Annotated in this window: 20 protein-coding genes; 8 read left to right on the top strand and 12 right to left on the bottom strand. The window is 68.5% G+C overall.

The window, feature by feature from the left end; translation table 11 throughout:
* Positions 1-488 precede the first annotated feature (488 nt).
* From D7006_RS15465 to D7006_RS15445, 5 genes are all read left to right on the top strand, one after another.
* Entirely contained in the window at positions 489-2,093 is a 1,605-nt protein-coding gene (locus tag D7006_RS15465) for a UbiD family decarboxylase (RefSeq protein ID WP_237353654.1), read from the top strand.
* Between the two features lie 153 nt (positions 2,094-2,246).
* The gene (locus D7006_RS15460) at positions 2,247-3,218 is read left to right on the top strand and encodes an ABC transporter substrate-binding protein (protein ID WP_237353653.1); all 972 of its coding nucleotides are present in this window, start codon (positions 2,247-2,249) and stop codon (positions 3,216-3,218) included.
* 8 nt (positions 3,219-3,226) lie between these two features.
* Positions 3,227-4,036 (top strand): ABC transporter permease, encoded by an 810-nt coding sequence (locus D7006_RS15455; protein ID WP_210257728.1) that lies wholly within the window; start codon positions 3,227-3,229, stop codon positions 4,034-4,036.
* Entirely contained in the window at positions 4,027-4,845 is an 819-nt protein-coding gene (locus D7006_RS15450) for an ABC transporter ATP-binding protein (RefSeq protein ID WP_237353652.1), read from the top strand. The genes D7006_RS15455 and D7006_RS15450 overlap by 10 nt, the downstream gene beginning before the upstream one ends.
* Positions 4,846-4,864: 19 nt before the next feature.
* Entirely contained in the window at positions 4,865-5,437 is a 573-nt protein-coding gene (locus D7006_RS15445) for a UbiX family flavin prenyltransferase (RefSeq protein WP_237356923.1), read from the top strand.
* 25 nt (positions 5,438-5,462) lie between these two features.
* Here the strand turns inward: D7006_RS15445 and D7006_RS15440 are convergent, their stop codons facing one another.
* The 8 genes from D7006_RS15440 to D7006_RS15405 all read right to left on the bottom strand — a co-directional run bounded on the left by D7006_RS15440 (position 5,463) and on the right by D7006_RS15405 (position 16,688).
* Positions 5,463-6,344, bottom strand: coding sequence for an MBL fold metallo-hydrolase (locus tag D7006_RS15440; protein ID WP_237353651.1), 882 nt, complete (start codon positions 6,342-6,344; stop codon positions 5,463-5,465).
* A 22-nt stretch (positions 6,345-6,366) separates the two neighbouring features.
* Positions 6,367-6,624 carry a hypothetical protein gene (locus tag D7006_RS15435; protein WP_237353650.1) on the bottom strand — a complete coding sequence of 86 codons (258 nt, stop codon included), beginning with the start codon at positions 6,622-6,624 and terminating at the stop codon, positions 6,367-6,369.
* 54 nt (positions 6,625-6,678) lie between these two features.
* Complete coding sequence (gene scpA / locus D7006_RS15430) at positions 6,679-8,835, bottom strand: methylmalonyl-CoA mutase (RefSeq protein ID WP_169122783.1); 2,157 nt, start codon at positions 8,833-8,835, stop codon at positions 6,679-6,681.
* Positions 8,836-8,850: 15 nt separating this feature from the next.
* Positions 8,851-9,234, bottom strand: a complete 384-nt coding sequence (locus D7006_RS15425; protein WP_237353649.1) for a hypothetical protein — start codon at positions 9,232-9,234, stop codon at positions 8,851-8,853.
* 36 nt (positions 9,235-9,270) lie between these two features.
* Complete coding sequence (locus tag D7006_RS15420) at positions 9,271-11,115, bottom strand: methylmalonyl-CoA mutase subunit beta (RefSeq protein WP_237353648.1); 1,845 nt, start codon at positions 11,113-11,115, stop codon at positions 9,271-9,273.
* Positions 11,116-11,355: 240 nt separating this feature from the next.
* Positions 11,356-12,585 (bottom strand): cyclopropane-fatty-acyl-phospholipid synthase family protein, encoded by a 1,230-nt coding sequence (locus D7006_RS15415; RefSeq protein ID WP_237353647.1) that lies wholly within the window; start codon positions 12,583-12,585, stop codon positions 11,356-11,358.
* Between the two features lie 284 nt (positions 12,586-12,869).
* A complete protein-coding gene (locus tag D7006_RS15410) occupies positions 12,870-14,897 on the bottom strand; it encodes an acetyl/propionyl/methylcrotonyl-CoA carboxylase subunit alpha (protein WP_169122779.1) in 2,028 nt (675 codons plus the stop codon).
* 258 nt (positions 14,898-15,155) lie between these two features.
* The gene (locus D7006_RS15405; protein ID WP_237353646.1) at positions 15,156-16,688 is read right to left on the bottom strand and encodes an acyl-CoA carboxylase subunit beta; all 1,533 of its coding nucleotides are present in this window, start codon (positions 16,686-16,688) and stop codon (positions 15,156-15,158) included.
* Positions 16,689-16,949: 261 nt separating this feature from the next.
* Here D7006_RS15405 and D7006_RS15400 point away from each other — a divergent pair, with 261 nt between their 5' ends.
* The 3 genes from D7006_RS15400 to D7006_RS15390 all read left to right on the top strand — a co-directional run bounded on the left by D7006_RS15400 (position 16,950) and on the right by D7006_RS15390 (position 21,711).
* Complete coding sequence (locus tag D7006_RS15400) at positions 16,950-18,374, top strand: short-chain fatty acyl-CoA regulator family protein (protein ID WP_169122777.1); 1,425 nt, start codon at positions 16,950-16,952, stop codon at positions 18,372-18,374.
* A gap of 114 nt (positions 18,375-18,488) precedes the next feature.
* On the top strand, positions 18,489-20,255 hold the full coding sequence (locus D7006_RS15395) for an SH3 domain-containing protein (RefSeq protein ID WP_237353645.1): 1,767 nt from the start codon (positions 18,489-18,491) through the stop codon (positions 20,253-20,255).
* 91 nt (positions 20,256-20,346) lie between these two features.
* The gene (locus D7006_RS15390; protein ID WP_237353644.1) at positions 20,347-21,711 is read left to right on the top strand and encodes a glutamate--tRNA ligase; all 1,365 of its coding nucleotides are present in this window, start codon (positions 20,347-20,349) and stop codon (positions 21,709-21,711) included.
* A gap of 82 nt (positions 21,712-21,793) precedes the next feature.
* Here D7006_RS15390 and D7006_RS15385 read toward each other — a convergent pair whose 3' ends face one another.
* From D7006_RS15385 to hflK, 4 genes are all read right to left on the bottom strand, one after another.
* Positions 21,794-23,284, bottom strand: a complete 1,491-nt coding sequence (locus tag D7006_RS15385; RefSeq protein WP_237353643.1) for a DegQ family serine endoprotease — start codon at positions 23,282-23,284, stop codon at positions 21,794-21,796.
* A 362-nt stretch (positions 23,285-23,646) separates the two neighbouring features.
* A complete protein-coding gene (locus D7006_RS15380) occupies positions 23,647-23,835 on the bottom strand; it encodes a DUF2065 domain-containing protein (RefSeq protein WP_169122773.1) in 189 nt (62 codons plus the stop codon).
* Positions 23,836-23,852: 17 nt separating this feature from the next.
* The gene (hflC, locus tag D7006_RS15375) at positions 23,853-24,767 is read right to left on the bottom strand and encodes a protease modulator HflC (RefSeq protein WP_237353642.1); all 915 of its coding nucleotides are present in this window, start codon (positions 24,765-24,767) and stop codon (positions 23,853-23,855) included.
* Complete coding sequence (gene hflK / locus D7006_RS15370; RefSeq protein WP_169122771.1) at positions 24,764-25,897, bottom strand: FtsH protease activity modulator HflK; 1,134 nt, start codon at positions 25,895-25,897, stop codon at positions 24,764-24,766. The genes hflC and hflK overlap by 4 nt, the downstream gene beginning before the upstream one ends.
* Positions 25,898-26,153: the final 256 nt, after the last annotated feature.

The following is a 26,153-nucleotide window of genomic DNA, read 5'->3' as shown; positions in this document are numbered from 1 at the left end:
TATAGACTTACATATCAAGCTATGTATTATGTCTTCCGTGGTCGCTGGTCTCCGGCCGACCCCGCATGGCGGGCGGAGACCGCGTTTCACCAACGTAAAAACTGACATCGCTCGGGTCGACGGGTACTCCAAAGCGGGTGCCTTCGGCACGACGGGGCATCCTTTGGTGCCTGAGCCTCGCGGCGCGGTCATCCGTGCCACGGCAGCCTATTGAGTGTTGATCCCGCAGCGCCTGACCGGTCCCCAAAGCATCGGTCAAGATGCGTGCCCTCCATTGGTGCGCGTTTGCAAGGGTTTCCGTCTCATGACCGATGCGACAACTGCAAAGCGTCCCGATTTCCCTAGTCAAAACCTGACCATCACGCGCGGGTCGTTTCGCTGCGGGCTTGGAGCCTGCGCGGCGCCGTCGAAGTGATCGGGGGTTCGGCGGCAGGCCGGGCCTTTCTTATGGCGCGTCCACGGCACGTGGCGCGTGTGGAGCGTGACAGATGCGGCACGATACCGAGACGTTTCGCGAGTTTCTGGGCCGGCTTCGCGATCAGGGCGAGTTGATCGACCTCCATCAGCCGATCGACATCCGCCACATCGCGACGCTCGTGGACCAGTCCGACAAGGCTTTGTTCTTCCACAACGTCATCGGCTACGACGTGCCCGTCGTCTCCGGCATCATCCGCTCGCAGAAGCGGGCCATCATGTCGCTCGGCTGCACCGCCTATCCCGAAATCGAGATGAAGCTGAGGGCGGCCATCGACCGGCCGGTCAACCCCAACATCGTCAACACCTCTCCCACGCAGGAAGTGGTGATGGAGGGCGACGCGGTCGACCTCTACAAGCTGCCCATCCCCATGAGCTCCATCTATGACGGCGGCCCGATGATCACCGCCGGCGTGGTGATCGCGCGCGATCCGGAGTTCGGGCTCAACGCGGGCATCTACCGCTTCATCGTCAAGGAAAAGAACCTCACCGGCATCGATATCGTCACGCCCAACAACATGCGCCTGTTCGCGCAGCGGGCGTACGAGGCGGGCCGGCCGTGTCCCATCTCCATCTCCATCGGCACCCACCCCTACGAGATCATGGGCTCGGGCTTCCGCGCGCCCCTCGGCGTGGATGAGATGGCCATCTCTGGCGGCCTGCGCGGCGGTCCGGTGGACCTTGCGCCCTGCCGCACCATCGACGTGCCCTACATCGCCGACGCCGAGATCGTCCTGGAGGCGGAGATCCTGCCCCATGGCTGGATCTATCCGGAAGGCCGCTTCGGCGAGTTCACCCGCCTCATGGGCGGGCTGCACTGGAACCCCATCGTGCGCATCAAGTCCGTCTCCATGCGCAAGGATGCCGTCTATTACGCGCTCCACATGCCGTGGGAGAACACCTGGCTCGCCGCCCCCACCCGCTATGCGGCCATCCGGCAGGCGCTGAAGACCGCCGGCGTGCAGGTGAAGGACATCAACGTCACCCTCGGCGGCTGCGCCTTCTGGCACGCCGTCATCTCCATCAAGAAGCAGCCGGGGGAGGGCAAGAACGCCCTGCTCGCCGCCCTTTCGGTGATGGACCTGAAGCATGTGGTGGTGGTGGACGACGACATCGACGTCTTCAATCCCATGGACGTGGAATGGGCCATCGCCACGCGCGTGCAGGGTGACAAGGACATCATGATCGTCACCGGCGCGCGCGGGAAACCGCTCGACCCGAGCCTGCCGCCGACGCCGCCCGGCGTGGTGCCCACCACCGCGAAGGTGGGCATCGATGCCACCATCTCCGAGGGCATCCCGAAGGAGCGCTACGAGCGCATCGCCTATGCCTATGCCGACACGGCGAAGATCGGAGACTACGTGTCCGGCAAGGCCGACCAGCCCGGCGCCCCGGCGAGCGAGGAAGATGTCGCGGCGCTGGCCGAGAAGATCGCGCAGATGATCGGCGAGGCGCCGCGCTATTACACGGATATCGCGGAAGCGTTCAGCGACTACAACTTCGCCGTGATCGCCCGCGCGCTCGGCCATCTGCACGCCACCGAACGCCTGTGGCAGGACCCGAAGGGCGCCATGTGCCTGCGCGGCTCGCCGTTCGCCGCCAAGCCGCCGGGTGCCTGAGGCGCCCGCGGACCGCCATGGCCAATCCATAGGCAATTCAAGTCGGCCAGTCCTGAAGACGTAACAAAGAAGAACACATCGCCCGGAAAACAGAATCGGCGAGAGCGCCTGAGGTTGGTGAAGCATTCTTCCACTCTTCAAGAGGGTGAACACATGCATCGCAGGTTCCAGTCTCTTCTTTTCGCCGCGGCGCTTCTGCCGCTGGCCGGCCTGTCGTCCGTGGCCGCCAAGGCCGAGGACCTGCTCAAGATCGGCGTCGCCCAGCTCTCGGCCGGCGGCCTGCCCATCCTCGTCGCCGATCAGAAGGGCTTCTTCGCCGCCGAGGGCCTCAAATACGAGCGGTTGGACTTCAAGGGCGGCGGGCCGGTGGCGCAGGCGCTCGCCTCGGGCAGCATCGATCTGTGCATCTGCGCCGCCGACCATGCGGTCCATCTGCAGGATCGCGGCCTCGGCGGAAAGGTGCTGGTGGCGCTGGCCGAGCAGCACAGCTACGCGCTGATCGGCAAGGCGGATTCCACCGCCAGGAGCATCGCCGACCTCAAGGGCGAGAAGATCGGCATCACCACGGCCGGCAGCCTCACAGACACCACCGTGCGCTATGCCATCCGCAAGGCGGGGTTCGACCCGGACAAGGACTTCGTCCTGCTCTCGGTGGGCCGCGCGGGCGCGCAGAAGGCTGCCCTCCAGGCCGGCGCCATCGCCGGCGGCATGTTCTCGACGCCCGATATCCAGATCGTCATGGCCGAGAAGGGCGGCTACCGGATCATCGAGGATTTCCGCAAGCTGCCTTATCCGGCGCAGGACCTCATCGCCACCGATACGTGGCTGAAGGCGCACCCGGAAGAGGCGCGCAAGGTGGCGCGGGCCGTGGTGAAGGCGCTGCGCCTGATCCAGCAGGACAAGACGGTGCTCTACCCGGCCATCAAGGCCCTGTTTCCCGAGATGAAGGACGACGCCATGGTCGCCCAGCTCGCCGATGACCTGGCCTCCGGCTATCTCTCCAAGGACGGCGTCATGTCGCCCGAGAGCTTCAACTTCCTCATGTCCATGATGACGATCGCCGAGCCGAAGCTGAAGCCGGTGCCCTACGCCGACATCGTGGCCCTCTCCTACCTGCCCAAATGAGGCGCCGCATGAGCGACAGCATCACCACGCGCGGGCCGGCCTTCGCCCGGCCGGGACGGCGGAGCTTCTCCTTCGGGATCGGCACGACGGGGCTGCGGCAGATCGGCCTCATCGCCGTCCTGCTCGGCCTGTGGGAGCTTGCCTCCCACACCCTGTTCAACCCGTTCTGGAGCAGCCGGCCGAGCCTGATCGCGGCGCGGCTGTGGGAGCTCGCCCTCAGCGGCGAATTGTGGCTGCACACCAGCACCACGCTGCAGGAGGCGGGGGCCGGGCTCGTCCTCGCGGCGCTGGTCGGCATTCCGCTCGGCATCGTGCTGGCCCGCGCGCCGGAGGTCGCCCGCACCCTCGATCCCGTCATCATGGGGCTCTACGGCCTGCCGCGCGTGGCGCTGGCGCCGTTGTTCATCCTGTGGTTCGGCATCGGCCTGTTCTCGAAGATCATGATGGCCTTCACCATGGTGGTGTTCATCTTCCTGATGAACGTCATGGAGGGCATCCGCACCATCGATCCCGACCATCTGGACCTCATGCGGTCCATGCGCGCCGGGCGCCTCTATCTGGTGCGCCGGGTGCTGCTGCCGGCGGTGACGCCGTGGATCCTCGCCTCGTTCCGCATCGGCATCGGCCTCGCCCTCATCGGCGCGGTGGTGGGCGAGCTGATCGGCGCCAATCGCGGTCTCGGCTGGTACGTGGAAAGCCGCGGCGGCCAGCTCGACACCACCGGCGTGTTCACCGGCCTCATCGTGCTGATGGTGCTGGCCATGCTGGCCAATCAGCTTGTCGGCTTCGTCGAGCGGAGGATGATCACATGGCGCTGACCGACCTGGCGCTGACCAATTTGGCGCTGACCGCCGAAACGCCGAGGCCCCGTGCCGCGCTGAAAGATCTCTCCATCTCCTTCCCCCGGCCGGACATGCCGCCGCTGGAGGTGGTCTCGGGCATCTCGCTCGATGTGGCGGAGGGTGAATTCGTCGCCGTGGTGGGGCCGTCGGGCTCGGGCAAATCCACCATCCTGCGCGCCATAAGCGGGCTGCTGACGCCCTCCGGCGGGCAGGTGGAGGTGGACGGCAAGGCCGTCACCGGGCCGCCGCCCAAGGTCGGCTTCATGTTCCAGAAGGACGCGCTGCTGCCCTGGCGGACGGTGGCGCAGAACATCCGCGTCGGCGCCGAGCTGGGTGGCACGCCCACCGGCGAACAGGCGGCGCAGGTGGCGCGGCTCATCAAGCTGCTGCGGCTCGAAGGCTTCGAGAATGCGTGGCCGAAGCAGCTTTCGGGCGGCATGCGCCAGCGCGTGTCGCTGGGGCGCCTGCTCGCCTATCGCCCCTCTTTGATGCTGATGGACGAGCCCTTCGGCGCGCTCGACTACCAGACCAAGATCGCCATGGGCCTCGAACTGCTGAGGGTGTGGGAGGCGGAGCGCCGCTCCATCATCTTCGTCACCCACGATATCGAGGAGGCGGTGGCGCTGGCCGATCGCGTGGTGGTGTTCAGCGCCCGCCCGGCCCGCATCCTCGCCGAATACAAGGTCCACCTGCCGCGGCCACGGCACATGCGCGCCATGCGCAGCGACCCGGCCTTCACGGAACTGACCGAGGCGATCTGGTCGGATCTGGCGCTGCCGGATTGAGGCCATGAAACAGGAAGCCATGAAACGTCTCGTGGTCGCCATCACCGGCGCGTCCGGCGCCATCTACGGCATCCGCGCGCTCCAGCTTCTGCGGGAGCGGGGCGGGGTCGAGACCCATCTCGTCCTCTCCGCCTCCGGGGCGCGCACCGTCATCGCCGAGACCGACTTCACCCCGGACGCGGTGCGCGCGCTCGCCCACCACGTCCACAATCCGAAGGATATCGGGGCGTCCGTGTCGTCGGGATCGTTCGTGACGGAGGGCATGCTGGTCGCGCCCTGCTCCATCAAGACGCTGAGCGGCATCGCCCATTGCTACAATGACGAGCTGGTGGTGCGGGCCGCCGACGTGTGCCTGAAGGAGCGGCGCCGCGTGGTGCTGCTGCTGCGGGAAACCCCGCTCCATGCCGGCCATGTGGAGCTGATGGCGCAGGCCACCCGCAACGGCGCCATCCTCATGCCGCCAGTGCCGGCCTTCTACCACCGGCCCACGTCCATCCTCGATATCGTGGACCAGACCGTCGCCCGCGCCCTCGATCTGTTCGGCCTCGATCTGCCGACGACCAAGCGGTGGAATGGGAAGGGCGTGGATTAAGGGGAGGGGAGAGCCTGCCGATGGCTCACCCCAGCGCCGCCACCGCCTCCACATTCCGCCGGTGCACCGCCTCATAGGGCTCGAAATACGCGATCGCGCCCGTCGCGAAGGCCTCCGCCGCAAAAGTGCGCAGGTCGAGCCCCGCTAGCGCCGGCTCGTCCTTCACCCGCAGCAGCTTCTCCACATAGAGCCGCGTCGCGTCGATGAGCGCCGGCCCGTAGCCGCCGGCGGCGATCACGTCCGGGTCGCCGTGGCAGGGCAGGATGCGCGTCGCGCCCAGCGCCGCCAGACGCTCCAGACCAATTAGGTGGGCGGCAAGGCGGTCGGGCTCGTCCACATAGGTGATGGGGTCTTCCAGCGTGTCGCCGGCCAGAAGGATGCCGCCGGGCAGCAGCGCGACGGTGCCGTCGCGGCTGTGGATGTCCACATGGACCAGCTCGACGGGCAAGGTGCCGATCATCAGCGACAGGCGGTCCTCGAACAGAATGTTGGGCAGGACGAGAGGATTGATGGGCGGGTCGGCCGCCTCCAGCCGGGCGCGGTTGGCGCGGAGCAAGGCGTCGGTCTCGCGATTGGCGATGATCTCGCAATCGGCGAAGGCTGCGTTGCCCGCCACATGGTCGTCGTGCCAGTGGCTCAGCACCACGCGGATGCGCCGGGCGCCCTTCTCCTCCAGCGTGCGGCGGATGAAGCGGGCGTGGGCGAGGGTGATGTGGGTGTCGTAGACGAGGGCGTCGTCGCCATCGATCACCGCATAGGAGGCGATGCCGAGGGCGAAGGCGCCATCGTCCAGCCAGTTCTCCTGCGGCCCGTGCAGCCGCACGCCGGGGATGCGCCCGTCATAGAAGGCGAGCACGCCCGGCGCCGGCTCCAGCACGCGCAGGGTGGCAGTGAGAGGTCCGTTCATGACGGATTGGGTCCCTCTCGTCCTATGCCACCGCGCTCGGATGACGTGTCACTCTGCCGGAGAACCGCGCCCCTCTTGAGCGCGGGCACCCCGCGTGAGCTTCAAAATGCTCGAAGTGCGCGCGCATGCCGTTGTTGCTTTCCTTGTGCGCTCGCACCCTGCCGTTACATAGCGGGCAGCGTTTGATGACGCTCGGGCCGAGCTTGAGGGCGTCATCGATAGGGATGAGAACCCACGCGCCCTTGCTCTCAATCTCGCAAAGCTCGTCGTCGGTGCTCACGACCTCTCCCCTCGACAGGCAATCTACTGGGCTCAGCCCCGCTCGCGTCTCCGTTCACTCGGCCGCTTCGAGGTTATGCCCCAGCCGGTGGGAGAGGGTGCCGAGCAGTTCCTTGGCAGCGTCGGCGATGACGGTGCCGGGCGGGAATATGGCTTCGGCGCCGAAGGCCTTCAGCGCCTCATAGTCCTGCGGGGGCACGACGCCGCCCACCACCACCATGATGTCGCCGCGCCCTTCCGCCTCCAGCGCGGCCTTCAGCGCCGGCACGAGGGTGAGGTGGCCGGCGGCCAGCGAGGAGATGCCGACGACGTGCACGTCGTTCTCCACCGCCTGCCGTGCGGCTTCCTCGGGGGTGGCGAAGAGGGGGCCGATATCCACGTCGAAGCCGAGGTCGGCGAAGGCGGAGGCGATGACCTTCTGGCCGCGGTCGTGGCCGTCCTGGCCCACCTTGGCGACGAGGATGCGCGGGCGGCGGCCTTCGGCGTGCTCGAAGGCTTCCACCAGCTTCTGCACCTTGCCCACCTTGTCCGTCATGGCGGAAGCCTCGCGCTTGTAGACGCCGGAGATGGCGCGGATTTCGGCGCGGTGGCGGCCGAACACCTTCTCCAGCGCGTCGGAAATCTCGCCCACGGTGGCCTTGGCGCGCGCCGCCTCGATGGCCAGCGCCAAGAGGTTGCCGTTGCCGGCGGCGCCGTTGGTGAGGGCTTCCAGCTTCGCGGCCACTTCGGCGGGGTTCCGCTCGGCCTTGAGGCGGTTCAGCTTCTCGATCTGCGCGGCGCGGACCGTGGCGTTCTCCACCTTGAGCACGTCGATCAGGCGGTCTTTCTGCGGCTTGAACTTGTTGACGCCCACCACGGTCTGGGCGCCGCCGTCGATGCGGGCCTGGGTGGTGGCGGCGGCCTCCTCGATGCGCAGCTTCGGAATGCCGGCCTCGATGGCCTTGGCCATGCCGCCCAGCGCCTCAACTTCCTGGATGTGCGCCCACGCCTTGGCGGCGAGATCGGCGGTGAGCTTCTCCACGAAATAGGAGCCGCCCCACAAATCGATCTGCCGGGTGGTGCCGCTCTCCTGCTGGAGCAGGATCTGGGTGTTGCGGGCGATGCGGGCGCTGAAGTCCGTGGGCAGCGCCAGCGCCTCGTCGAGCGCGTTGGTGTGCAGCGACTGGGTCTGACCCTGGGTGGCCGCCATGGCCTCGATGGCCGTGCGCATCACGTTGTTGAACACGTCCTGCGCGGTGAGCGACCAGCCGGAGGTCTGGGAATGGGTGCGCAGGGGCAGGGACTTGGGGTTCTTGGCCCCGAGGTCGGTCATCAGGCGCGTCCACAGGAGGCGGGCGGCACGCAGCTTGGCCACCTCCATGTAGAAGTTCATGCCGATGGCCCAGAAGAAGGACAGGCGCGGCGCGAACACATCGATGGGCAGGCCCGCGGCGGCACCGGCGCGGCCATATTCCACGCCGTCCGCCAGCGTGTAAGCCAGCTCCAGGTCCTGCGTCGCTCCGGCTTCCTGCATGTGGTAGCCGGAAATGGAGATGGAGTTGAAGCGCGGCATCTCCTTCGAGGTGAAGGCGAAGATGTCCGAGATGATGCGCATGGAGGGTGCGGGCGGATAGATATAGGTGTTCCGCACCATGAATTCTTTGAGGATGTCGTTCTGGATGGTGCCCGAAAGCTTGGAGGCCGCCACCCCCTGTTCTTCCGCCGCCACCACATAGAGCGCCAGGATCGGCAGCACCGCGCCGTTCATGGTCATGGACACGCTCATCTGGTCCAGCGGGATGCCGGAGAACAGGGTGCGCATGTCGTAGATGCTGTCGATGGCGACGCCCGCCATGCCCACGTCGCCGGCGACGCGGGGGTGATCCGAGTCATAGCCGCGATGGGTGGCGAGGTCGAAGGCCACCGACAGGCCCTTCTGGCCGGCGGCGAGGTTGCGCCGGTAGAAGGCGTTGGAATCCTCCGCCGTGGAGAAGCCCGCATATTGGCGGATCGTCCAGGGCTGGGTGGCATACATGGGCGCATAGGGCCCGCGCAGGAAGGGCGCGATGCCGGGATAGGTATCGATGTAGCCGAGGCCCTCGATGTCCGCCGGGCCGTAGAGCGGCTTCACCGGAATGCCCTCGGGCGTCGTCCAGGCCTCCGCCGCGGCGGAGGGGACGGCGGGGGCGGCGGCGCGCCAGTCGATCTCGGCGAAATTGGGGATCCGGCTCATGGCATCCATCCTAGCTCAAATGGACTCGGGTCGCGACGGCGCGGGCCGGAGCGGCGACGGGGTCCGGGATTTCATTTCGTCCAGAATGTCCTGCATTTCGCACAGCGCCAGATGCAGCCGGATGCGCGGCATGCGGGACACCACGTCCGCCAGCGAGGCGTTGGCGGCAAAGGCGGAGAGCAGGATTTCGAGTTCGGACGCACTGCTCTGCCGCACCATGGCCCAGAACAGATAGGCGCGCGGGTGCCGCACCGGGCCGCGCCAGCGTGGCGAGGTGCGGATAGGCCCCCCATCGCGCTCCAGCTCTTCCATGTCGGCCCAGATGGCGTCGCATCGCGCCGCCAGCTCGGCGTCGCTGAGCCGAGCCAGATCGAATCTGAGGTTCAAGGCTAGTGTCATTGCGTCCCTGCCCTAAGGGGATGAATGCCAATGGCCTCATTGTATGCCCGCCGCAACCTGAGCGCGAGCGAAAGTCTCCAGCGCATCGCAGCCGGCGAAGATGAAGTCGGTGACGCCGACGCCCGCGAGCGTCGCCTGAAGCTCGGCGGCGGGCTTGCCGGCAAGCCAGACGGCGGTGGCGCCGGCGGTCTTCAGCGCCTCGGCCGCCGCCGCGCCCTCGGCGCCGTACACCTCATCGGAGGAGACGAGGCAGGCGAAGGGCGTGCCGGACGCCTTGAAGGCGGCGACGAGCGCATCGAGGTCGGCGAAGCCGTCCGGCACCGGCGCGGCAATGCCGCCGGCCTCGAAGAAGTTCTTGGCGAAGGTGGCGCGGGCGGTGAAGGCGGCCACCGGGCCGAGGGTCGCGAGGAAGGCCACCGGCGCCTTGGGCGCGGCCTCGGCGGCATCGCGCAGGGCCTCGAAGGCCTCGGCGATGCGGTAGGGGGCGAGCGCCCCGTCCGCCACCGGGGCGGGGGTGGGCGAGAGGGGCGCCAGAACCTCCGGCACCTCCTGCACCAGGATGGGGAATTCGGACGTGCCGGTGATGGGGGCCTTGCGGGTGGCGACGTCTGCGTCGCGCTTGGCCTTCACCTCGGCGATCTCGGCCTTGAACCAGCGATCTTCCAGCACGTCGGCCATGCCGCCGCGCTTCTCGATGGTGCGGAAGAGATCCCACGCCTTGGCCGCGAGGCCGTCCGTATGCGCCTCCATGGCGCCGGCGCCGGCGGCGGGGTCGGCCACGCGGTGGACGTTGCTCTCCTCCAGCAGCATCACCTGGGTGTTGCGGGAGAGGCGACGGGCGAAGGCATCCGGCAGGCCCAGCGCCTGGGTGAAGGGCAGCACCGTGACGCTGTCCGCCCCGCCGACGCCGGCGGCGAAGGCAGCGACCGTGTTGCGCAGCAGGTTCACGTAAGGATCGCGGCGGGTGAGGGAACGCCACGCGGTGGTGCCGTGCAGCTTCAGCGGCTTTTCCGGCAGGCCGCACTCGCGCAGCACGGCGGCCCAGAGCAGGCGGATGGCGCGGAACTTGGCGATGGTGGCGGTCTGGTTCACGTCCGCGACGAGGGCGGCCTCGATGCGGCCGGCGGCCTCCTCCAACGGTATGCCGGCTTCGGCATAGGCCTTGAGGTACGCGACCATGGTGGCGAGCACGGCCGCCAGCTCCTGCGCATCCGAGGCGCCGGCCGCGTGATAGATGCCGCCATCGGCGCGGGCGAAGGGGCCGGCAAAGCCGCGGGCGGCGAGGATGGCCGAGGTCTCGGCGAAGCGCTTGGCCAGCAGCGGCCACGCCATGGGCAGGGTGCCGTGGGCGGCGAAATCGCTCAGGGGATCGAGGCCGAAGGAGACGGAGAGACCCTCCGGCTTGAAGCCGCGCGCCTCCACGAGATCGGCGAAGGCGAGGGCGTCCTCGCGGCCCTGGAAGGCGCCGCTCTCGATGCGCACGTCGATGAGGTCGAGCAGCACGTCCTTCAGCACGACGGCGAGGTCCGTGCCCTCCGGCAGTCCGAAGCCGTGGGCCGAGGGGGAGGCAGCGAAGACGAGGGCGAGGCCCGAGGCGCCGCCGTCTAGGTCTTCCAGCGCCTGCGCATTGGCTTCGGCCGCATCCGGCTGGTCCACCCGCATGGAGATGACCCAGGGCGCGCCAGCCGGCCGGCCGGCCACGATGGGCGCATCCGCCTTGCGCTCCGGCAGGGCATCGAGCGCCAGACCCTCATAGGTGCGCGTCACCAGCCGCTTGTCATAGGGCGCGCCCTTCAGCACGCCTTCCACCAGCTTCAGCCAGTCCGCGCGGGTGACGGGAGCGATGTCGGTTGCGAAGGGGAGGGCGGTGGCGTCGGTCATGTCAGGACCTCGGGAGGGAAGGGGAGGCGCCAGTGGGGCGTGTCGCCGGACAAACAATTCGGAGAGCGCAGTCATCATCGTTTGCGCCCCCTCTCCCCTCGCGGGAGAGGGCTGGGGTGAGGGGGTGTTCGACGTTGGACGGAAATGCGGGGCGGAGACGCCTAGGCCCGCTCACCCCCAGCCCCTCTCCCGCGAGGGGCGAGGGGAGGCAAAGGGCGGCGCTTGCTCCCGCCTTGCCCATCACCGCCCCTCCCGTGCCGCCAGCGCGCGCTCGGCATCCACGATGTAGTCGCGGATCACCGGCACGTCGTCGCGCTTCTCGGAGAGGAGGAGCTGGAACACCATGTTGGAGCCGTGCAGGAAGCCCAGCTCCACGGCGGCGAGGTAGAATTCCCACATGCGGCCGAAGCGCTCGCCCATCATGGCGTCGGCTTCCGCGCGGCGGGCCATGAAGTTCCGCCGCCAGGCGCGGATGGTCCAGTAGTAATGCAGCCGCAGCACCTCGCAGTCGTCCACCCAAAGGTGGGTGCGCTCGGTGGAGGCGAACACCTCGGAGAGCGCCGGCACATAGCCGCCGGGGAAGATGTACTTGCGGATGAAGGGCGCCGTGGTGCCGGGGGGCGACATGCGGCCGATGGCGTGGATCAGCGCGAAGCCGCCCGTGTCCAGCAGGTTGCGGATGGTGGTGAAATATTCGTCGAAATGGGCGACGCCCACATGCTCCATCATGCCGATGGAGACCACGCGGTCATACTTGCCGGTGAGGTTGCGGTAGTCCACCTCGCGGAAGTCGATGGAGCCTGCCACCCCCGCGGCCTCGGCGAGGCGCCGGCTCTCGGCCAGCTGCTCGGGCGAGACGTTGATGGCGGTGACCTGCGCGCCGCATTCCTTCGCCATGTAGATGGCGAGCCCGCCCCAGCCGGAACCGATCTCCGCCACCCGCATGCCGGGGGAGATGTTCAGCTTCGCCGCGATGTGGCGGAACTTGTTGCGCTGGGCATCAGCCAGCGGCTCGTCGGGATGGGTGAAGTAGGCGCAGGAATACGCCATCGTCTCGTCCAGCCACAGCCGGTAGAAATCCGCCGGGTGGTCGTAGTGGGAGGAGACGTTCTCCTTCGCCTTGCCGACGGGGTTCGCCTGCTGGAACCGCCGCACCGAGCGCCACGCCTTGCGCAGCGCCTGCTGCACCGGATGGGAGCCGAGGCCCTTGCGGTTCACCGAGAAGAGATTGAGCAGCTCGAACGCGCCGGCCCCGTCCTCGAAGGAGAGGCGGCCGTCCATATAGGCCTCCGCCGCCACCAGCTCCGGATTGAAGAACAGGTCGCGCTCCAGCTTCTTGTCGTGCATCCGCACCGTGACGGACGGGCCGTCCTTGCCCGAGCCGAACACGTAGCGCTGGCCATCGGCCGTGATGACCGTGAGCTGGCCCTTTTCCACGAAGCGGCTGAGGAGGTGGGAGAGGAGGCGCATTCAATAGGCTCCGGCAGGCGCCCGTTCCCGCTTGAGCGGGAGGGACGGGGAGGGGGCGGGTGTGCCGGACATTTTCACATGACGGGGCGCGAGGCCACCCTCGCGCTCCGGCCAAACCAAACCGAACGGACTCCCTCTCCCCTTGCGGGAGAGGGTTGGGGTGAGGGGTGTGGCGCCGTTCGTCCCTGCATCCGGAATGCGGCAAGGCACCCCCCTCACCCCCGGCCCCTCTCCCGCAAGGGGAGAGGGGAGGAGCGTGGTGAAGAGATGTCGCGCCGCAAGCATCACGCGAATTCCAGGATCACCGCATCCACCGCGAGGCTGTCGCCCGCCTTGGCGTGGACGGCCTTGACCATGCCGTCGCGCTCGGCGCGCAGCACGTTCTCCATCTTCATGGCTTCGACGATGGCGAGGATCTCGCCGTTCTTCACCTCCTGGCCGGGCACCACGGCGATGGAGACCACGAGGCCGGGCATGGGGCAGAGCAGCTCCTTGCCGCCGCCCGCATTCTCCTTCTTCGGCATCAGCGCCGCCAGCGAGGCGGACAGCTCGGTATAGACCTGCGCCTTGGTGGAGATGCCGCGATGGGCGAGCACGTAGCCGTTCGGGATGGGGCGCACCTGCACCGCCACCTGGTCGGCATCGATGGTGCCGGTCCACACCACGTCGCCGGGCTTCCAGGTGGAGCGCAGCAGGTGGATGTGGCCGGGCGTGCCGTCCGCCTCGAAGATCTGCACCTTGAAGCCGCCGTCCACGGCCTCGACCTCGCACGGGGTGGAGATGGTCGCCTCGCCGGCCGAGAGGTTGACGATGCGGCGCTTGGCGAAGCGCCACGTCACGCCGGAGGTCTGGCCGGAGATCTGGCGCTTGCGGGTGTTCTGGATGTGGTCGATCACCGCCGCCACGGCGGAGAGCGTGTGCGTCAGCTCGCCCTCGGGGGCGCGGGCAACGAAGCCTTCGGGATACTCCTCGGCGATGAAGCCGGTGGAGAGGTTGCCCGACTGCCAGCGCGGATGGGACATCAGCGCCGAGAGGAAGGGGATGTTGTGGCCGATGCCGTCGATGGCGAAGGCGTCCAGCGCATCCGCCTGCGCCTCGATGGCGATGGCGCGGGTGGGGGCGTGGGTGACGAGCTTCGCGATCATCGGATCGTAGAAGATGGAGATCTCGCCGCCCTCATAGACGCCCGTGTCGTTGCGCACGGTGATCGGGCCGTCCTTGCCTTCCGCCGGGGGCCGGTAGCGCACGAGGCGGCCGGTGGAGGGCAGGAAGTTGCGGTAGGGGTCTTCCGCATAGATGCGGCTTTCCACCGCCCAGCCGGTGAGCTTCACGTCGTCCTGGGTGATGGAGAGCGGCTCGCCGGCGGCGACGCGGATCATCTGCTCCACGAGGTCGATGCCGGTGATCAGCTCGGTGACGGGATGCTCCACCTGCAGGCGGGTGTTCATCTCCAGGAAGAAGAAGCTCTTGTCCTGCCCGGCGACGAACTCCACCGTGCCGGCGCTGTCGTAGCCCACCGCCTTGGCGAGGGCGACGGCCTGCTCGCCCATCTTCTTGCGGGTGGCTTCATCGAGCAGCGGGGAGGGGGCTTCCTCGACGACCTTCTGGTTGCGGCGCTGGATGGAGCACTCGCGCTCGCCGAGATAGATGACGTTGCCGTGCTTGTCGCCCAGCACCTGGATCTCGATGTGGCGCGGATCGACGATGAACTTCTCCACGAACACGCGGTCGTCGCCGAAGGAGGACTTGGCCTCCGAGCGGGCGCGGTCGAAGCCGTCCTGCACCTCGTCACGGGAATAGGCGATGCGCATGCCCTTGCCGCCGCCGCCGGCGGAGGCCTTGATCATCACCGGATAGCCGATCTCGTCGGCGATCTTCGCCGCCTCTGCGCCGGAGGCGATCTCACCGAGATAGCCGGGCACGGTGGAGACGTTGGCCGCGGCGGCCGCCTTCTTGGACTCGATCTTGTCGCCCATGGCCTCGATGGCATGGGGATTCGGGCCGATGAAGACGATGCCGTGCTCGGCGAGGAGCTTGGGGAAGGAGGCGCGCTCGGAGAGGAAGCCGTAGCCGGGATGCACCGCCTCGGCCCCGGTCTTCTTGCAGGCCTCCACGATCTTCTCGGCGATGAGGTAGGACTGGGCGGCCTGCGGCGGGCCGATATGCACCGCCTCGTCCGCCATCTCCACATGGAGGGCGTCTTTGTCGGCATCCGAATAGACGGCAACCGTCTTGATGCCCATCTTGCGCGCCGTCTTGATGACGCGGCAGGCGATCTCACCCCGGTTCGCGATCAGGATCTTCGAGAACATGGCGTTCGTTCCTTTGCGCCAGCGGCGCGAATAAGCTCGGGTCGGGTTCCCTGTTCCAGTGCCTGCGCGCGACACCCGTGTTCCCTTGCCGTCATCCCCCGGCTTGTCCGGGGGATCCACCCCAACACCCGATCCGGCGGATGGGTGGATGCCCCGGACGAGCCGGGGCATGACGGCGGTTCAAGAACGGTCGGCGGCTTCAGACGCCCAGCTTCAGGTTCCCAGTTTCAACTCGCAGGCGGCCTTCTCGCCGCCCGCTCACACCGGCATGTTGTCGTGCTTGCGCGGGGGCTGCTCCAGCTTCTTGGTGCGGAGCATGGCGAGCGCCCGGGCAAGGCGGCGGCGGGTGGAGCGCGGCGTGATGACCTCGTCGATGAAGCCCCGCTCGGCGGCGACGAAGGGCGAGAGGAAGCGCTCTTCGTAATTCTTGGTCTGGGCGGCGATCTTGTCCGGGTCGCCCATGTCCTGGCGGAAGATGATCTCCACCGCGCCCTTGGCGCCCATCACCGCGATCTGGGCGGTAGGCCAGGCATAGTTCACGTCCGCGCCCACATGCTTGGAGGCCATCACGTCATAGGCGCCGCCGAAGGCCTTGCGGGTGATGACGGTGACGAGCGGCACGGTCGCCTGGGAATAGGCGAACAGCAGCTTGGCGCCGTGCTTGATGAGGCCGCCGTACTCCTGCGCGGTGCCGGGCAGGAAGCCGGGCACGTCCACGAAGGTGACGATCGGGATCTCGAAGGCGTCGCAGAAGCGCACGAAGCGGGCCGCCTTGCGGGAGGCGTCCGAGTCGAGCACGCCGGCGAGCACCATGGGCTGGTTGGCAACGAAGCCCACCGTGCGCCCCTCGATGCGGCCGAAGCCGGTGAGGATGTTCTTGGCGTAGGCCGCCTGGATCTCGAAGAAGTCGCCCTCGTCCACGACCTTCAGGATCAGCTCCTTCATGTCGTAGGGCTTGTTCGGATTGTCCGGCACCAGGGTGTCGAGGCTGGCGTCGATGCGGCCCGGATCGTCGAAGGAGGGCCACTCGGGCACGCCCTCGATGTTGTTGGCGGGCAGGAAGTCGATGAGGCGCCGGGTCTCCAGCAGCATCTCAACGTCGTTCTCGAACGAGCCGTCGGCCACCGAGGACTTGGAGGTGTGCACCTTGGCGCCGCCCAGCTCCTCGGCGGTGACGGTCTCGTTGGTCACCGTCTTCACCACGTCCGGACCGGTGACGAACATGTAGGAGGTGTCGCGCACCATGAAGATGAAATCAGTCATGGCGGGGGAGTAGACATCGCCGCCCGCGCACGGCCCCATGATGAGCGAGATCTGCGGAATGACGCCCGAAGACAGGACATTCCGCTTGAAGACTTCGCCGTAACCCCCGAGCGCCGCGACGCCTTCCTGGATGCGCGCGCCGCCGGCGTCGAACAGGCCGATGATTGGGGCGCGGGTCTTCAGCGCCATGTCCTGGATCTTGGTGATCTTGCGCGCATGCTCCTCGGAGAGGGAGCCGCCGAACACCGTGAAGTCCTTGGCGAAGATGAAGACCTTGCGGCCGTTGACGGTGCCCCAGCCGGTGACGACGCCGTCGCCGGGGATCTTCTGGTCTTCCATGCCGAAATCGACACAGCGATGCTGCACGAAGGTGTCGTATTCCTCGAACGTGCCGCGATCGAGCAGCAGGCTGATGCGCTCGCGGGCAGTGAGCTTGCCGCGCGCATGCTGCGCCTCGATGCGCTTGATGCCACCGCCAAGGCGGGCGACACCCCGCCGGCTCTCGAGCTCCTCAAGGATGTCCTTCATGCCGGGCGCCTTTCAGTGGGGCCAGAGGTAGAGTTGAGACTAGCGGGTTCCAGCGGCCGAGCCAGAGCTTTCCGGCACGTGGCGCATCTGGCCCCCGCAAGTGTGTCGCAGTTCGGCTAACAGGAGTTGCGGCGCAGTGGAATATGTGAAAAATTGACAATGCGAATTGTAAATCATTCACAATCCGGAACTCGAAGCTCTGGCGGTACAGGACGTTAGGTTGGGTGCGTCTAAATACCATTCCGAGCGTTGGGAGGCGTGATGCGCCAGAAGGTGTTCGCCGGCCATGCGGTGCGCCGGCTGCGCGAGAAGCTGGGCCTCAAGCAGGGCGAACTCGCCCAGCGCCTCGCTGTCTCGCCCTCCTACATCAACCAGATCGAGAGCAACCAGCGCCCGCTCACGGCCTCCGTGCTCATCGCCATCTCGCGCACCTTCGCGGTGGACATCACCTCCTTCGGCGCCGAAGACCTCGACCGTCTGGTCGCCGACCTGCGGGAGACGGCGGCGGACCCGCTGTTCAAGGATCTCGACCTCGGCCTGCAGGACATGAAGGCGGTGGCGAACCTCTCGCCCGCCTTCGCCCACGCCTTCCTGCGGATGCATGTCGCGCTGCGGCGCACGGCGGAGTGGCGCGCCTCCCTCGACGACATGATCACGGCCGGCGTCACGCCGGGCGCGGACGAGGCGAAGCTGATCCCCTACGAAGAGGTCCGCGACTTCTTCCATTACATTGACAATTACGTGGATGGACTTGATCGCGCAGCGGAAAATGCCGCAGCGTCACTTTCCATCATGGAGGGGGCGGAGCCCGGCGCGGCCATTGCCGCCCATCTCGCCCGGCGCCATCAGGTGCAGGTGGAGATCGGTCCGGCGGACCCGGATGCCCCCCTCTCCCGCTACGACCCGCGGGCCCGGCGGCTCGTGCTCTCCGGCGTGCTGCCGGCGGCGACCCGCGCCTTCCGCATGGCCGTCACCATGGCCCAGCTGGAGCATGGGGCGCTGGTGGAGCACACGGTCGCCTCCGGCGCGTTCCGCAGCCAGACGGCGGCGGAGATCTGCCGGCTCGCGCTGCAGAACTATTTCGCAGGTGCGTTGATACTTCCTTACCGCCGCTTCCTCGAACTCGCCCGCCGCCTGCGACACGATCTCGACCGCATGGCGCTGGAGACCGGGGCGAGCCTGGAGCAGGTCTGCCACCGCCTCTCCACGCTCCAGCGGCCGGGGGCGAAGGGCGTGCCCTTCTATTTCGCCAAGGTGGACCGGGCCGGCAACATCACCAAGCGCCACTCGGCGACGCGCTTCCAGTTCGCCCGCCATGGCGGCGCCTGCGCGGCGTGGAACGTGCATGAGGCGTTCGAGGTGGCCGGGCGCACTCTGGTGCAGGTGGGCGAGATGCCGGATGGCGCCCGCTACATCTGCCTGGCCCGCGCGGTGTCGAGCCCGGCGCTGCGCCACGGCCAGCCGGCGCGGGCCTTTGCCTTCGGGCTCGGCTGCGAGGTCTCCTTCGCCCATGACATCGTCTATGCGGACGGGCTGGACCTGAAGGCGGCGCCGGTGGCGAAGCTCGGCGTCTCCTGCCGCATCTGCCCGCGCCGCGACTGCGATCTGCGGGCCTTTCCGCCTCTCGACCGCGACATCCGCATCGACGAGAACGTGCGCGATATCGTCCCGTTCACCATCTCCTGACGCAATTCGGCCGCGGCGGCGCTCATGAAACGCCGCGCCTGCGCACACGAAACGCCATGAGGGCGGGTTTAAAGTATCCTCATCGGCTCAATGCGAGTCGCATGGGAGTGGTCCATGAGGGTGCTGAAGCTGACCGGCTGGGTAGCCGGGTTGGCCATGGCGGGGATCGTATCGGCGCAGGCCGCGCCGGCCTTCTCCACGGCAAACGTCAACATCCGGACGGGGCCGGATACGGAATTCCCCAGCCTCGGCGTCATTCCCGACGGCTCGCCCATCGAGGTGGAAGGCTGCCTCCAGGATGAGTCGTGGTGCGACGTCATCTGGCAGGATTTCCGCGGCTGGGTGTACAGCGAATACATCGGCTACGAGCAGCAGGGCCGCACCGCGGTGCTGCCGGACTGGGGCCTCGCGGCTGTCGGCGTGCCGGTGGTGGCCTTCGCGGCCTCGCAGTATTGGAACACCTATTACGTCAACCGGCCGATCTATGTGAACCAGCCCTGGTACGCGGATCGCTACCGCTGGGAGGGCTATAACCCGCGGCCGCGTCCCGGCTGGGGCCCGCCCCCTCCCGGCCCGCGTCCGCCCGGCTGGTGGCGCACCGGTTATGTGCCGCCTCCCGGCATGAGGCCCCCGCCGGATGCCCCGCGTCCGCCGCCCAACTGGGGCCAGCCCGGCTATCCCGGCAGCCCCGGCTATCCGCCCGGCCGTCCCGGCTATCCCGGCTATCCCGGTGGACCGGGTGGCCCCGGTGGTCCCGGTTATCCGGGTGGTCCCGGCCAGCCCGGTGGTCCCGGTTATCCGGGCGGCCCTGGTGGTCCCGGCTATCCGGGTGGCCCCGGCCAGCCCGGTGGTCCTGGCGGTCCCGGTCATCCGGGCGGTCCCGGTGGTCCAGGTGGTCCCGGCTATCCGGGTGGCCCCGGCCAGCCTGGCGGTCCTGGCGGCCCCGGTCATCCGGGCGGCCCCGGTGGTCCGGGTGGTCCCGGCTATCCGGGTGGCCCCGGCCAGCCCGGTGGTCCTGGCGGTCCCGGTCATCCGGGCGGCCCTGGTGGTCCGGGTGGTCCCGGCCAGCCCGGTGGTCCCGGTGGTCCTGGCAATCCGGGAGCTCCCGGCCAGCCCGGTGGTCCGGGTCAGGTGCAGCCTGGTCAGCCCGGCGTTCGTCCGGGCCAGCCCGGCGTGCCTCCGGGACAGGGCCAGCCCGGTCAGCCCGGCGTTCGTCCGGGTCAGCCCGGCGTGCCTCCCGGTCAGGGCCAGCCTGGTCAGCCCGGCGTTCGTCCGGGCCAGCCCGGCGTGCCTCCCGGTCAGGGCCAGCCTGGTCAACCCGGCGTTCGTCCGGGCCAGCCCGGCATGCCTCCGGGTCAGGGCCAGCCGGGGCAACCCGGTCAGCCCGGCCAGCCGGGCGCGCGTCCGGGGCAGCCGTCGCCGGCCGAGCGCCAGCAGCAGTTGCGCCAGCAGCAGCAGGAGCTGAACCAGCAGCGCCAGCAGCAGCAACAGCAGCTGCGCCAGCAACAGCAGGAGCAGATCCAGCAGCGTCAGCAGCAGCAACAGCAGATGCAGCAGCGCCAGCAGGAGCAGATCCAGCAGCGTCAGCAGCAGCAACAGCAGATGAAGCAGCAACAGCAGCAACAAATCCAGCAGCGCCAGCAGGAGATGCAGCAGCAGCGTCAGCAGCAACAGCAGCAGATCCACCAGATGAACCAGCAGCGCCAGCAGGAGATGCAGCAGCAGCGTCAGCAGTACCAGCAGCAGCGCCAGCAGCTGATCCAGCAGCAACAGCAGCGCCAGCCGCAGCAACAACAGCAGCAACCCCAGCAGCGGCAGCAGCCGCAGGGTGGTGGCGGCGGCAACCGGTGCCAGGGCCCGGACTGCCCGCAACCGCGCTGAACGAAAAGGAGAGCCCGGCCGCAACGCCGGGCTCTCTGCTTTCAGGGCCCCGCCCATCGACGCGCGGCCCGAGGCGGGTTATGGGCACACCATGTCCGCTCCCCTGCGAAATCCCGCGCCCGTGCTGCGCTTCGCCCCGTCGCCCACCGGCCTGATCCATGTGGGCAACGCCCGCACCGCGCTCCTCAATGCGCTGATCGCCCGCCGCGCCGGCGGCACCTTCATCCTGCGCTTTGACGACACGGACGCCGCCCGCTCCCGCGTCGAATATGCCGATGCCACCGCCGCCGACCTCGCATGGCTCGGCATCGCGCCGGATGTCACCGTGCGCCAGTCGGACCGGATCGCGGACTATGAGGCGGCGGCGGAGCGCCTGAAGGCCATGGGCCGGCTCTATCCCGCCTACGAGACCGAGGAGGAGCTGGACCTCAAGCGCGGCCTCCAGCGCGCCCGCGGCCTGCCGCCAGTCTATGACCGTGCCGCCCTCGCGCTCACTCCGCAGGACCGTGCCCGGCTCGAGGCCGAGGGCCGCCGTCCGCACTGGCGGTTCCGGCTGGACCATCGCGTGGTGGCGTGGGACGACGGCGTGCGCGGGCCGCAGCAGGTGGATACGGCCACCCTCTCGGACCCGGTGCTGGTGCGTGCCGACGGCAGCTTCCTCTACACCTTGCCCTCGGTGGTGGACGATCTGGCGCTGGGGGTGACGCAGGTCATCCGTGGCGAGGACCACGTGACCAACACGGCGGTGCAGATCGAGATCTTCGAGGCGCTGGGCGGTCCGGTGCCCGGCTTCGCCCACCACAATCTGCTCACCCTTCCCTCCGGTGAGGGCCTCTCCAAGCGGCTCGGCCATCTCTCCCTTTCGGCGCTGCGCGAGGCGGGACAGGAGGCGCTGGCGGTGGCCGCGCTCTCGGTGCTGGTGGGCACCTCCCATGCGGTGGAGCCGGTGGACAGCCTCGATGCGTTGGCGGCGATGGTGGACCTCTCCGCCATCTCCCGCGCGCCGGCCCGCTTCGATCCGGCGGACCTCGACGCGCTCACCGCCCGCACCCTGCACATCATGCCCTTCTCCGCCGCCGCGGCGCGGCTTCAGGCGGCGGGCATCGAGGGCGGAGAGGCGTTCTGGCTGGCGGTGCGGGCGAACCTCGCCCGGTTCGAGGATGCGAGTGGCTGGTGGGAGATCGTCGCCACGCCGCAGGCGGGCGTCATCGCGGACGCCGACCGCGCCTTCCTCTCCGAGGCCGCCGGCCTGTTGCCGGCCGAGCCATGGGATGGGGGCACCTGGAAGGCGTGGACGGGCGCGGTGAAGGCCGCGACGGGGCGCTCCGGCCGTGGCCTGTTCCACCCCCTGCGCCTGGCGCTGACCGGCCGCGAGACCGGGCCGGAACTCGCCGCTCTGCTGCCGCTCATGGGCCGGGCGCGGGCCGAGGGGCGGCTCAAGGGGGCGGTGGCGTGAGGGGACGCAGGGACTAGGGACACGTTCTGATGCCCGGGCATGTCCCGGGCATGACCATTGGTCGGGATAAAGAGGGCAGCCTTTAGTTCAGCGGCACCGTCACGAACTCCTGCTTGCCCTCGCCATCGGAGACGAGGAACAGAGCGGAGCGCTTGCCGGCCTTGCGCAGGGCATCGATCTGCTTCTCCACGTCGGCGGGGCTCGCCACCGCCTCCTGGCCCACCTGCACGATCACCTGCCCCGCCTTCAGCCCCTTGTCGGAGGCGGGCGAGGAGCGGTCCACGTCGGTGATGACGACGCCGGAAATCTCGCTCTTGATCTTGTAGCGCTTGCGCAGATCGTCGCTCATGGCGGACAGCTCGATGCCGAGCGCCTTCCGGGGCGGCACCTTCTGCGCCTCGGGGGCGGGCTTGGAGCCCTCCGGCTTGTCGTCCTCGGGCATGCGGGCGACCTTGACGCGCAGGGTCTCTTCCTTGCCCTTGCGGATGACCACCACCTCCACTTCGCTGTCGGCCATGGTGTCGGCCACCGTGCGGGTGAGGTCGCGCACTTCCTTGATGTCGCGGCCGTTGAACTTGACGATTACGTCGCCGGCCTTGATGCCGCCCTGGGCGGCCGGGCTGTTCTCCGTGACCACGCCGATGAGCGCGCCGCGGGGCTTGCCGAGGCCGAGGCTCTCGGCGATGTCCTCAGTGACGGGCTGGATGCGCACGCCGATCCAGCCGCGACGCACCTCCTTGAACTGCTCGATCTGGGCGATCACCGGCTGGGCGGTGGCCGAGGGCACGGCGAAGCCGATGCCGATGGAGCCGCCCGAGGGAGAGATGATGGCGGTGTTGATGCCGATCACCTCGCCTTCCATGTTGAACAGCGGGCCGCCGGAATTGCCCCGGTTGATGGCCGCGTCGGTCTGGATGAAGTTGTCGTAGGGGCCGGAATTGATGTCGCGGTTGCGGGCAGAGACGACGCCCACCGTGAGCGTGCCGCCGAGGCCGAACGGGTTGCCGATGGCCATCACCCAGTCGCCCACGCGCAGCTTCTCGCTGTCACCGAATTTCACCGCCACGAGGGGCTTAGCCGGGTTGACCTTCAGCAGGGCAAGGTCGGTCTTGGTATCGCGGCCGATCACCTCGGCCTTCAGCTTCGAGCCGTCGTTGAAATTGGCGAAGATCTCGTCGGCGTCCGAGATGACGTGGTTGTTGGTGACGATGAAGCCCGTGGGGTCGATGACGAAGCCGGAGCCCAGCGAGGAGACGCGACGCGAGCGCTGTTCACTGCCATCCTCCGGGCGGCGCTTGAAGAATTCGTCGAAGAAGTCCTCGTAGGGCGAGCCGGGCGGCAGTTGCGGCGCGGGCACCGAGCGGGAGGGGGCGACGTTCTGCGAGGTGGAGATATTCACCACCGCGTCCATCACCTTCTCGGCCACGTCCGCCACCGTGTCCGGCCCCTTGCCGGGCGCGGCATGAAGCGGCGCGCTGCCGATGCCGCCGAAGGCGACCACTGCCGCCAGGAGCAGCGCGGGCAGCCGGGAGCGGCCGGAGGGGAGACGGGAAGGCACGAACGGTGCAGGCATGGCTGTCCTCGAGATCATCCCCTGAGGCTGCGACGCCAGCGCGCCGGGCGCAAGCCCCGCGATGCTCACGATCCGGCGGGCAGGGGAGGGGGCACCCTCGGGGACGATTGCGGCAATCTCATCACCGCCCGCAAGCGACAGGGACCGCCATGCCGCCCCTGGTCGTTTCCCGCTCAGTTGCCGCGCGTCCGCGTTCCTTACCTTTTGTCATCCCCCGGCTTGTGCGGGGGATCCACCGCGCCGAGTGAGGGCTCCCGGCAAGCGGACACATCCGCACCTGCGGCCCGAAAGTGGATCGCCCGGACAAGCCGGGCGATGACTCGGATGGATCGATGAGAAAACGGGGCCGGAAGGCCCCGTCGTCAGAAGCTCCGCACCAGGAACACCACCAGCACCCCCAGGGCGCCGACGCCAAGGCCGGCGAGGCGCATGGGGGTTTCCGGGGCGTGGAGGACCGCCCGCATGGCCTTGCGCCACGCCGCCGGGAAGGCGGCGAGGCACAGGCCCTCGATGGCCAGCATGAGGCCGAGGGCGGCCAGGAGGTCCTTCATGCCGCCTGCCGGGCCGGTCAGTTGCCGGCCGCGGGCACGGCGACGGGGGCGCCTGCCGCGGGCACTCCCGTCGGGTTCTGGAAGAAGCGGAAGAAGTTCGAATCCGGCGCCAGCACCATGCGGGTGTCGGACGACTTCATGCTCGCCTCATAGGCCTGCATGGAGCGGTAGAAGGCGAAGAAGTCCGGGTCGCGCTGGTAGGCGTCGGCGAAGATGCGGTTTCGCTCCGCATCGCCCTCGCCGCGCAGTTGCTCGCCCTTGGAGTTCGCCTCCGCCACCACGATGGTGACCTCGCGGTCGGCGCGGGCGCGCAGGCGCTGGGCCGCTTCGTTGCCCTGGGCGCGGATTTCGGCGGCTTCCCGCTGGCGCTCGGTCTGCATGCGCTGGAACACGGCCTGGCTGTTGGCCTCCGGCAGGTCGGCGCGGCGGATGCGGACATCCACCACGGTGATGCCGAAGTTCGCCGCCTCGCGGTTCACCTGCTCGCCGATCTGCCGCATCAGCGCTTCGCGCTGGTCACGCAGCACGCTGGTGAAGGTGTTCTCGCCGAGCACCCGGCGCAGGGCCGAGTTGAGCACCGTGGAGAGGCGGGAATTGGCGCCCTGCACCGTGCCCACCGACTGGTAGAAGCGCAGCGGGTTGGTGATGCGGTAGCGCGCGAAGGCGTCCACCACGAGGCGCTTCTGGTCCGCCGCGATCACTTCCTGCTGGGGGTTTTCCAGGTCGAGGATGCGGTTGTCGATATAGACCACGCTGTCGATGAACGGCACCTTCCAGTGCAGTCCGGGCGTGGTCACGGGCGCCAGCGGATCGCCCAGGCGCAGCACCAGCGCCTGCTGGGTCTGGCTGACGATGTAGGCCGACGAGTAGACGAGGACGAGGGCGATGACGCCGAGGACGGCGATGACGCCGCCGAGGACCGGATTTCTCATCGGGCGGCTCCCTGGGGCTGCGTGGCCGGCGCCGGGGCGCGGCGGGACGTATCGGTCAGAGGCAGGACGGGCACGACGCCGCCACCGCCCTGGCGGGCAGCGGAGGGATCGACCAGCACCTTGTCCACGCTGCCGAGCACGCGCTCCATGGTTTCGAGGTACATGCGCTGGCGCGTGACCTCCTTCGCCTTCTTGTACTCGTCGAACACCTTGAGGAAGCGGGCCGCCTGGCCGCGGGCCTCCACCACGGTCCGCTCGCGATAGGCCTGGGCCGCATTCTCGATGCGGGAGGCTTCGCCTCGGGCTTCCGGCAGCACGCGGTTGGCGTAGGTCTGCGCTTCGTTCTGGGCACGCTCGGCGTCGGCGCGGGCGGCCTGCACGTCGCGGAAGGCGTCGATGACGAGGCTGGGCGGATCGACCTTCTGCATCTGCACCTGGGTGACCTGCACGCCGGCCTTGTAGCCGTTGAGCACCTGCTGCATCAGCTCCTGCACGCCGGTCTCGATGTTCTGCCGGGCGCCGGTGAGGATGGGCTGGATGTTGGTGCGGCCGATGACCTCGCGCATGGCGCTTTCGGCCACGGCCTTGATGGTGCCCTCGGGATTCTGCACGTTGAAGAGGTATTCCTCGGCGTTGTTGATGACCCAGAACACCGAGAAGTCCACGTCGACGATGTTCTCGTCGCCGGTGAGCATCAGGCTCTCCTCGGCCACGTCGGTGGTCCGGGTGCCGTTGCGGCGCGTGTCCTCGCTCACCCGCATGCCGATATCGATGCGGTTGACGAACGTCACCTTGGGCGTGAGCACGGTCTCGATGGGATAGGGCCAGTGATAGTTCAGGCCCGGCTGGGTGATGCCGACGAACTTGCCGAACCGCAGCACCACGCCCTGCTCGTCGGGGAGCACGCGATAGAAGCCGGAGAGGAACCAGCCGGCCACCACGAGCGCGATGACGAGGATGATGCCATTGATCCCGAAAGATCCGGGCATGATGGAGCGCAGGCGGTCCTGGCTGCGGCGGATCAGGTCTTCAAGGTCTGGCGGCGTCGGTCCCGATGAAGAGGGTCCCGAACCCCAGGGACCCCGCGGCCCATTACCCCATGGGCCGCCACTCTGATTCTTCCACGACATCCGTCGTCTCCCGTGGGCGGTGCCGCCACCGGCACCCGCGTCGCTGATCCTGCCACCGGCGCGGATGCGGACTGGCCGCACGCTAGCACGCCGCCCGCAGCGGGTCGCCCGGGGCAGACGACTCCGCTGGGGAGCGCATCTGCCGGGCAAACCCGTTCGGCGGGAAGGACCGGGACGTGGCACGCCGCGTCAGGCCTGCCCCGCCGGGCCAGGTGGTTATAGGAAACCGCGCACCGCCTTTCAACGCGGTGCGCGG

The sequence above is a fragment of the Xanthobacter sp. YC-JY1 genome (assembly GCF_021730305.1).
GTDB classification, from domain to species: domain Bacteria; phylum Pseudomonadota; class Alphaproteobacteria; order Rhizobiales; family Xanthobacteraceae; genus Xanthobacter; species Xanthobacter flavus.
The sequence above is the reverse complement of the archived record's forward strand: the minus strand, read 5'-3'. Positions and strand labels throughout refer to the sequence as shown.

Coding starts and splice junctions, on each gene's coding strand:
- D7006_RS15395 (WP_237353645.1), top strand. CDS start 18,489: ATGAGGGTGCTGAAGCTGACCGGCTGGGTAGCCGGGTTGGCCATGGCG.
- D7006_RS15460 (WP_237353653.1), top strand. CDS start 2,247: ATGCATCGCAGGTTCCAGTCTCTTCTTTTCGCCGCGGCGCTTCTGCCG.
- D7006_RS15400 (WP_169122777.1), top strand. CDS start 16,950: ATGCGCCAGAAGGTGTTCGCCGGCCATGCGGTGCGCCGGCTGCGCGAG.
- hflK (WP_169122771.1), bottom strand. CDS start 25,897: ATGTCGTGGAAGAATCAGAGTGGCGGCCCATGGGGTAATGGGCCGCGG.
- D7006_RS15405 (WP_237353646.1), bottom strand. CDS start 16,688: ATGAAGGACATCCTTGAGGAGCTCGAGAGCCGGCGGGGTGTCGCCCGC.
- D7006_RS15390 (WP_237353644.1), top strand. CDS start 20,347: ATGTCCGCTCCCCTGCGAAATCCCGCGCCCGTGCTGCGCTTCGCCCCG.
- D7006_RS15425 (WP_237353649.1), bottom strand. CDS start 9,234: ATGACACTAGCCTTGAACCTCAGATTCGATCTGGCTCGGCTCAGCGAC.
- D7006_RS15410 (WP_169122779.1), bottom strand. CDS start 14,897: ATGTTCTCGAAGATCCTGATCGCGAACCGGGGTGAGATCGCCTGCCGC.
- D7006_RS15380 (WP_169122773.1), bottom strand. CDS start 23,835: ATGAAGGACCTCCTGGCCGCCCTCGGCCTCATGCTGGCCATCGAGGGC.
- D7006_RS15450 (WP_237353652.1), top strand. CDS start 4,027: ATGGCGCTGACCGACCTGGCGCTGACCAATTTGGCGCTGACCGCCGAA.
- hflC (WP_237353642.1), bottom strand. CDS start 24,767: ATGAGAAATCCGGTCCTCGGCGGCGTCATCGCCGTCCTCGGCGTCATC.
- D7006_RS15455 (WP_210257728.1), top strand. CDS start 3,227: ATGAGCGACAGCATCACCACGCGCGGGCCGGCCTTCGCCCGGCCGGGA.
- D7006_RS15445 (WP_237356923.1), top strand. CDS start 4,865: ATGAAACGTCTCGTGGTCGCCATCACCGGCGCGTCCGGCGCCATCTAC.
- scpA (WP_169122783.1), bottom strand. CDS start 8,835: ATGAGCCGGATCCCCAATTTCGCCGAGATCGACTGGCGCGCCGCCGCC.
- D7006_RS15420 (WP_237353648.1), bottom strand. CDS start 11,115: ATGACCGACGCCACCGCCCTCCCCTTCGCAACCGACATCGCTCCCGTC.
- D7006_RS15415 (WP_237353647.1), bottom strand. CDS start 12,585: ATGCGCCTCCTCTCCCACCTCCTCAGCCGCTTCGTGGAAAAGGGCCAG.
- D7006_RS15385 (WP_237353643.1), bottom strand. CDS start 23,284: ATGCCTGCACCGTTCGTGCCTTCCCGTCTCCCCTCCGGCCGCTCCCGG.
- D7006_RS15465 (WP_237353654.1), top strand. CDS start 489: ATGCGGCACGATACCGAGACGTTTCGCGAGTTTCTGGGCCGGCTTCGC.
- D7006_RS15440 (WP_237353651.1), bottom strand. CDS start 6,344: ATGAACGGACCTCTCACTGCCACCCTGCGCGTGCTGGAGCCGGCGCCG.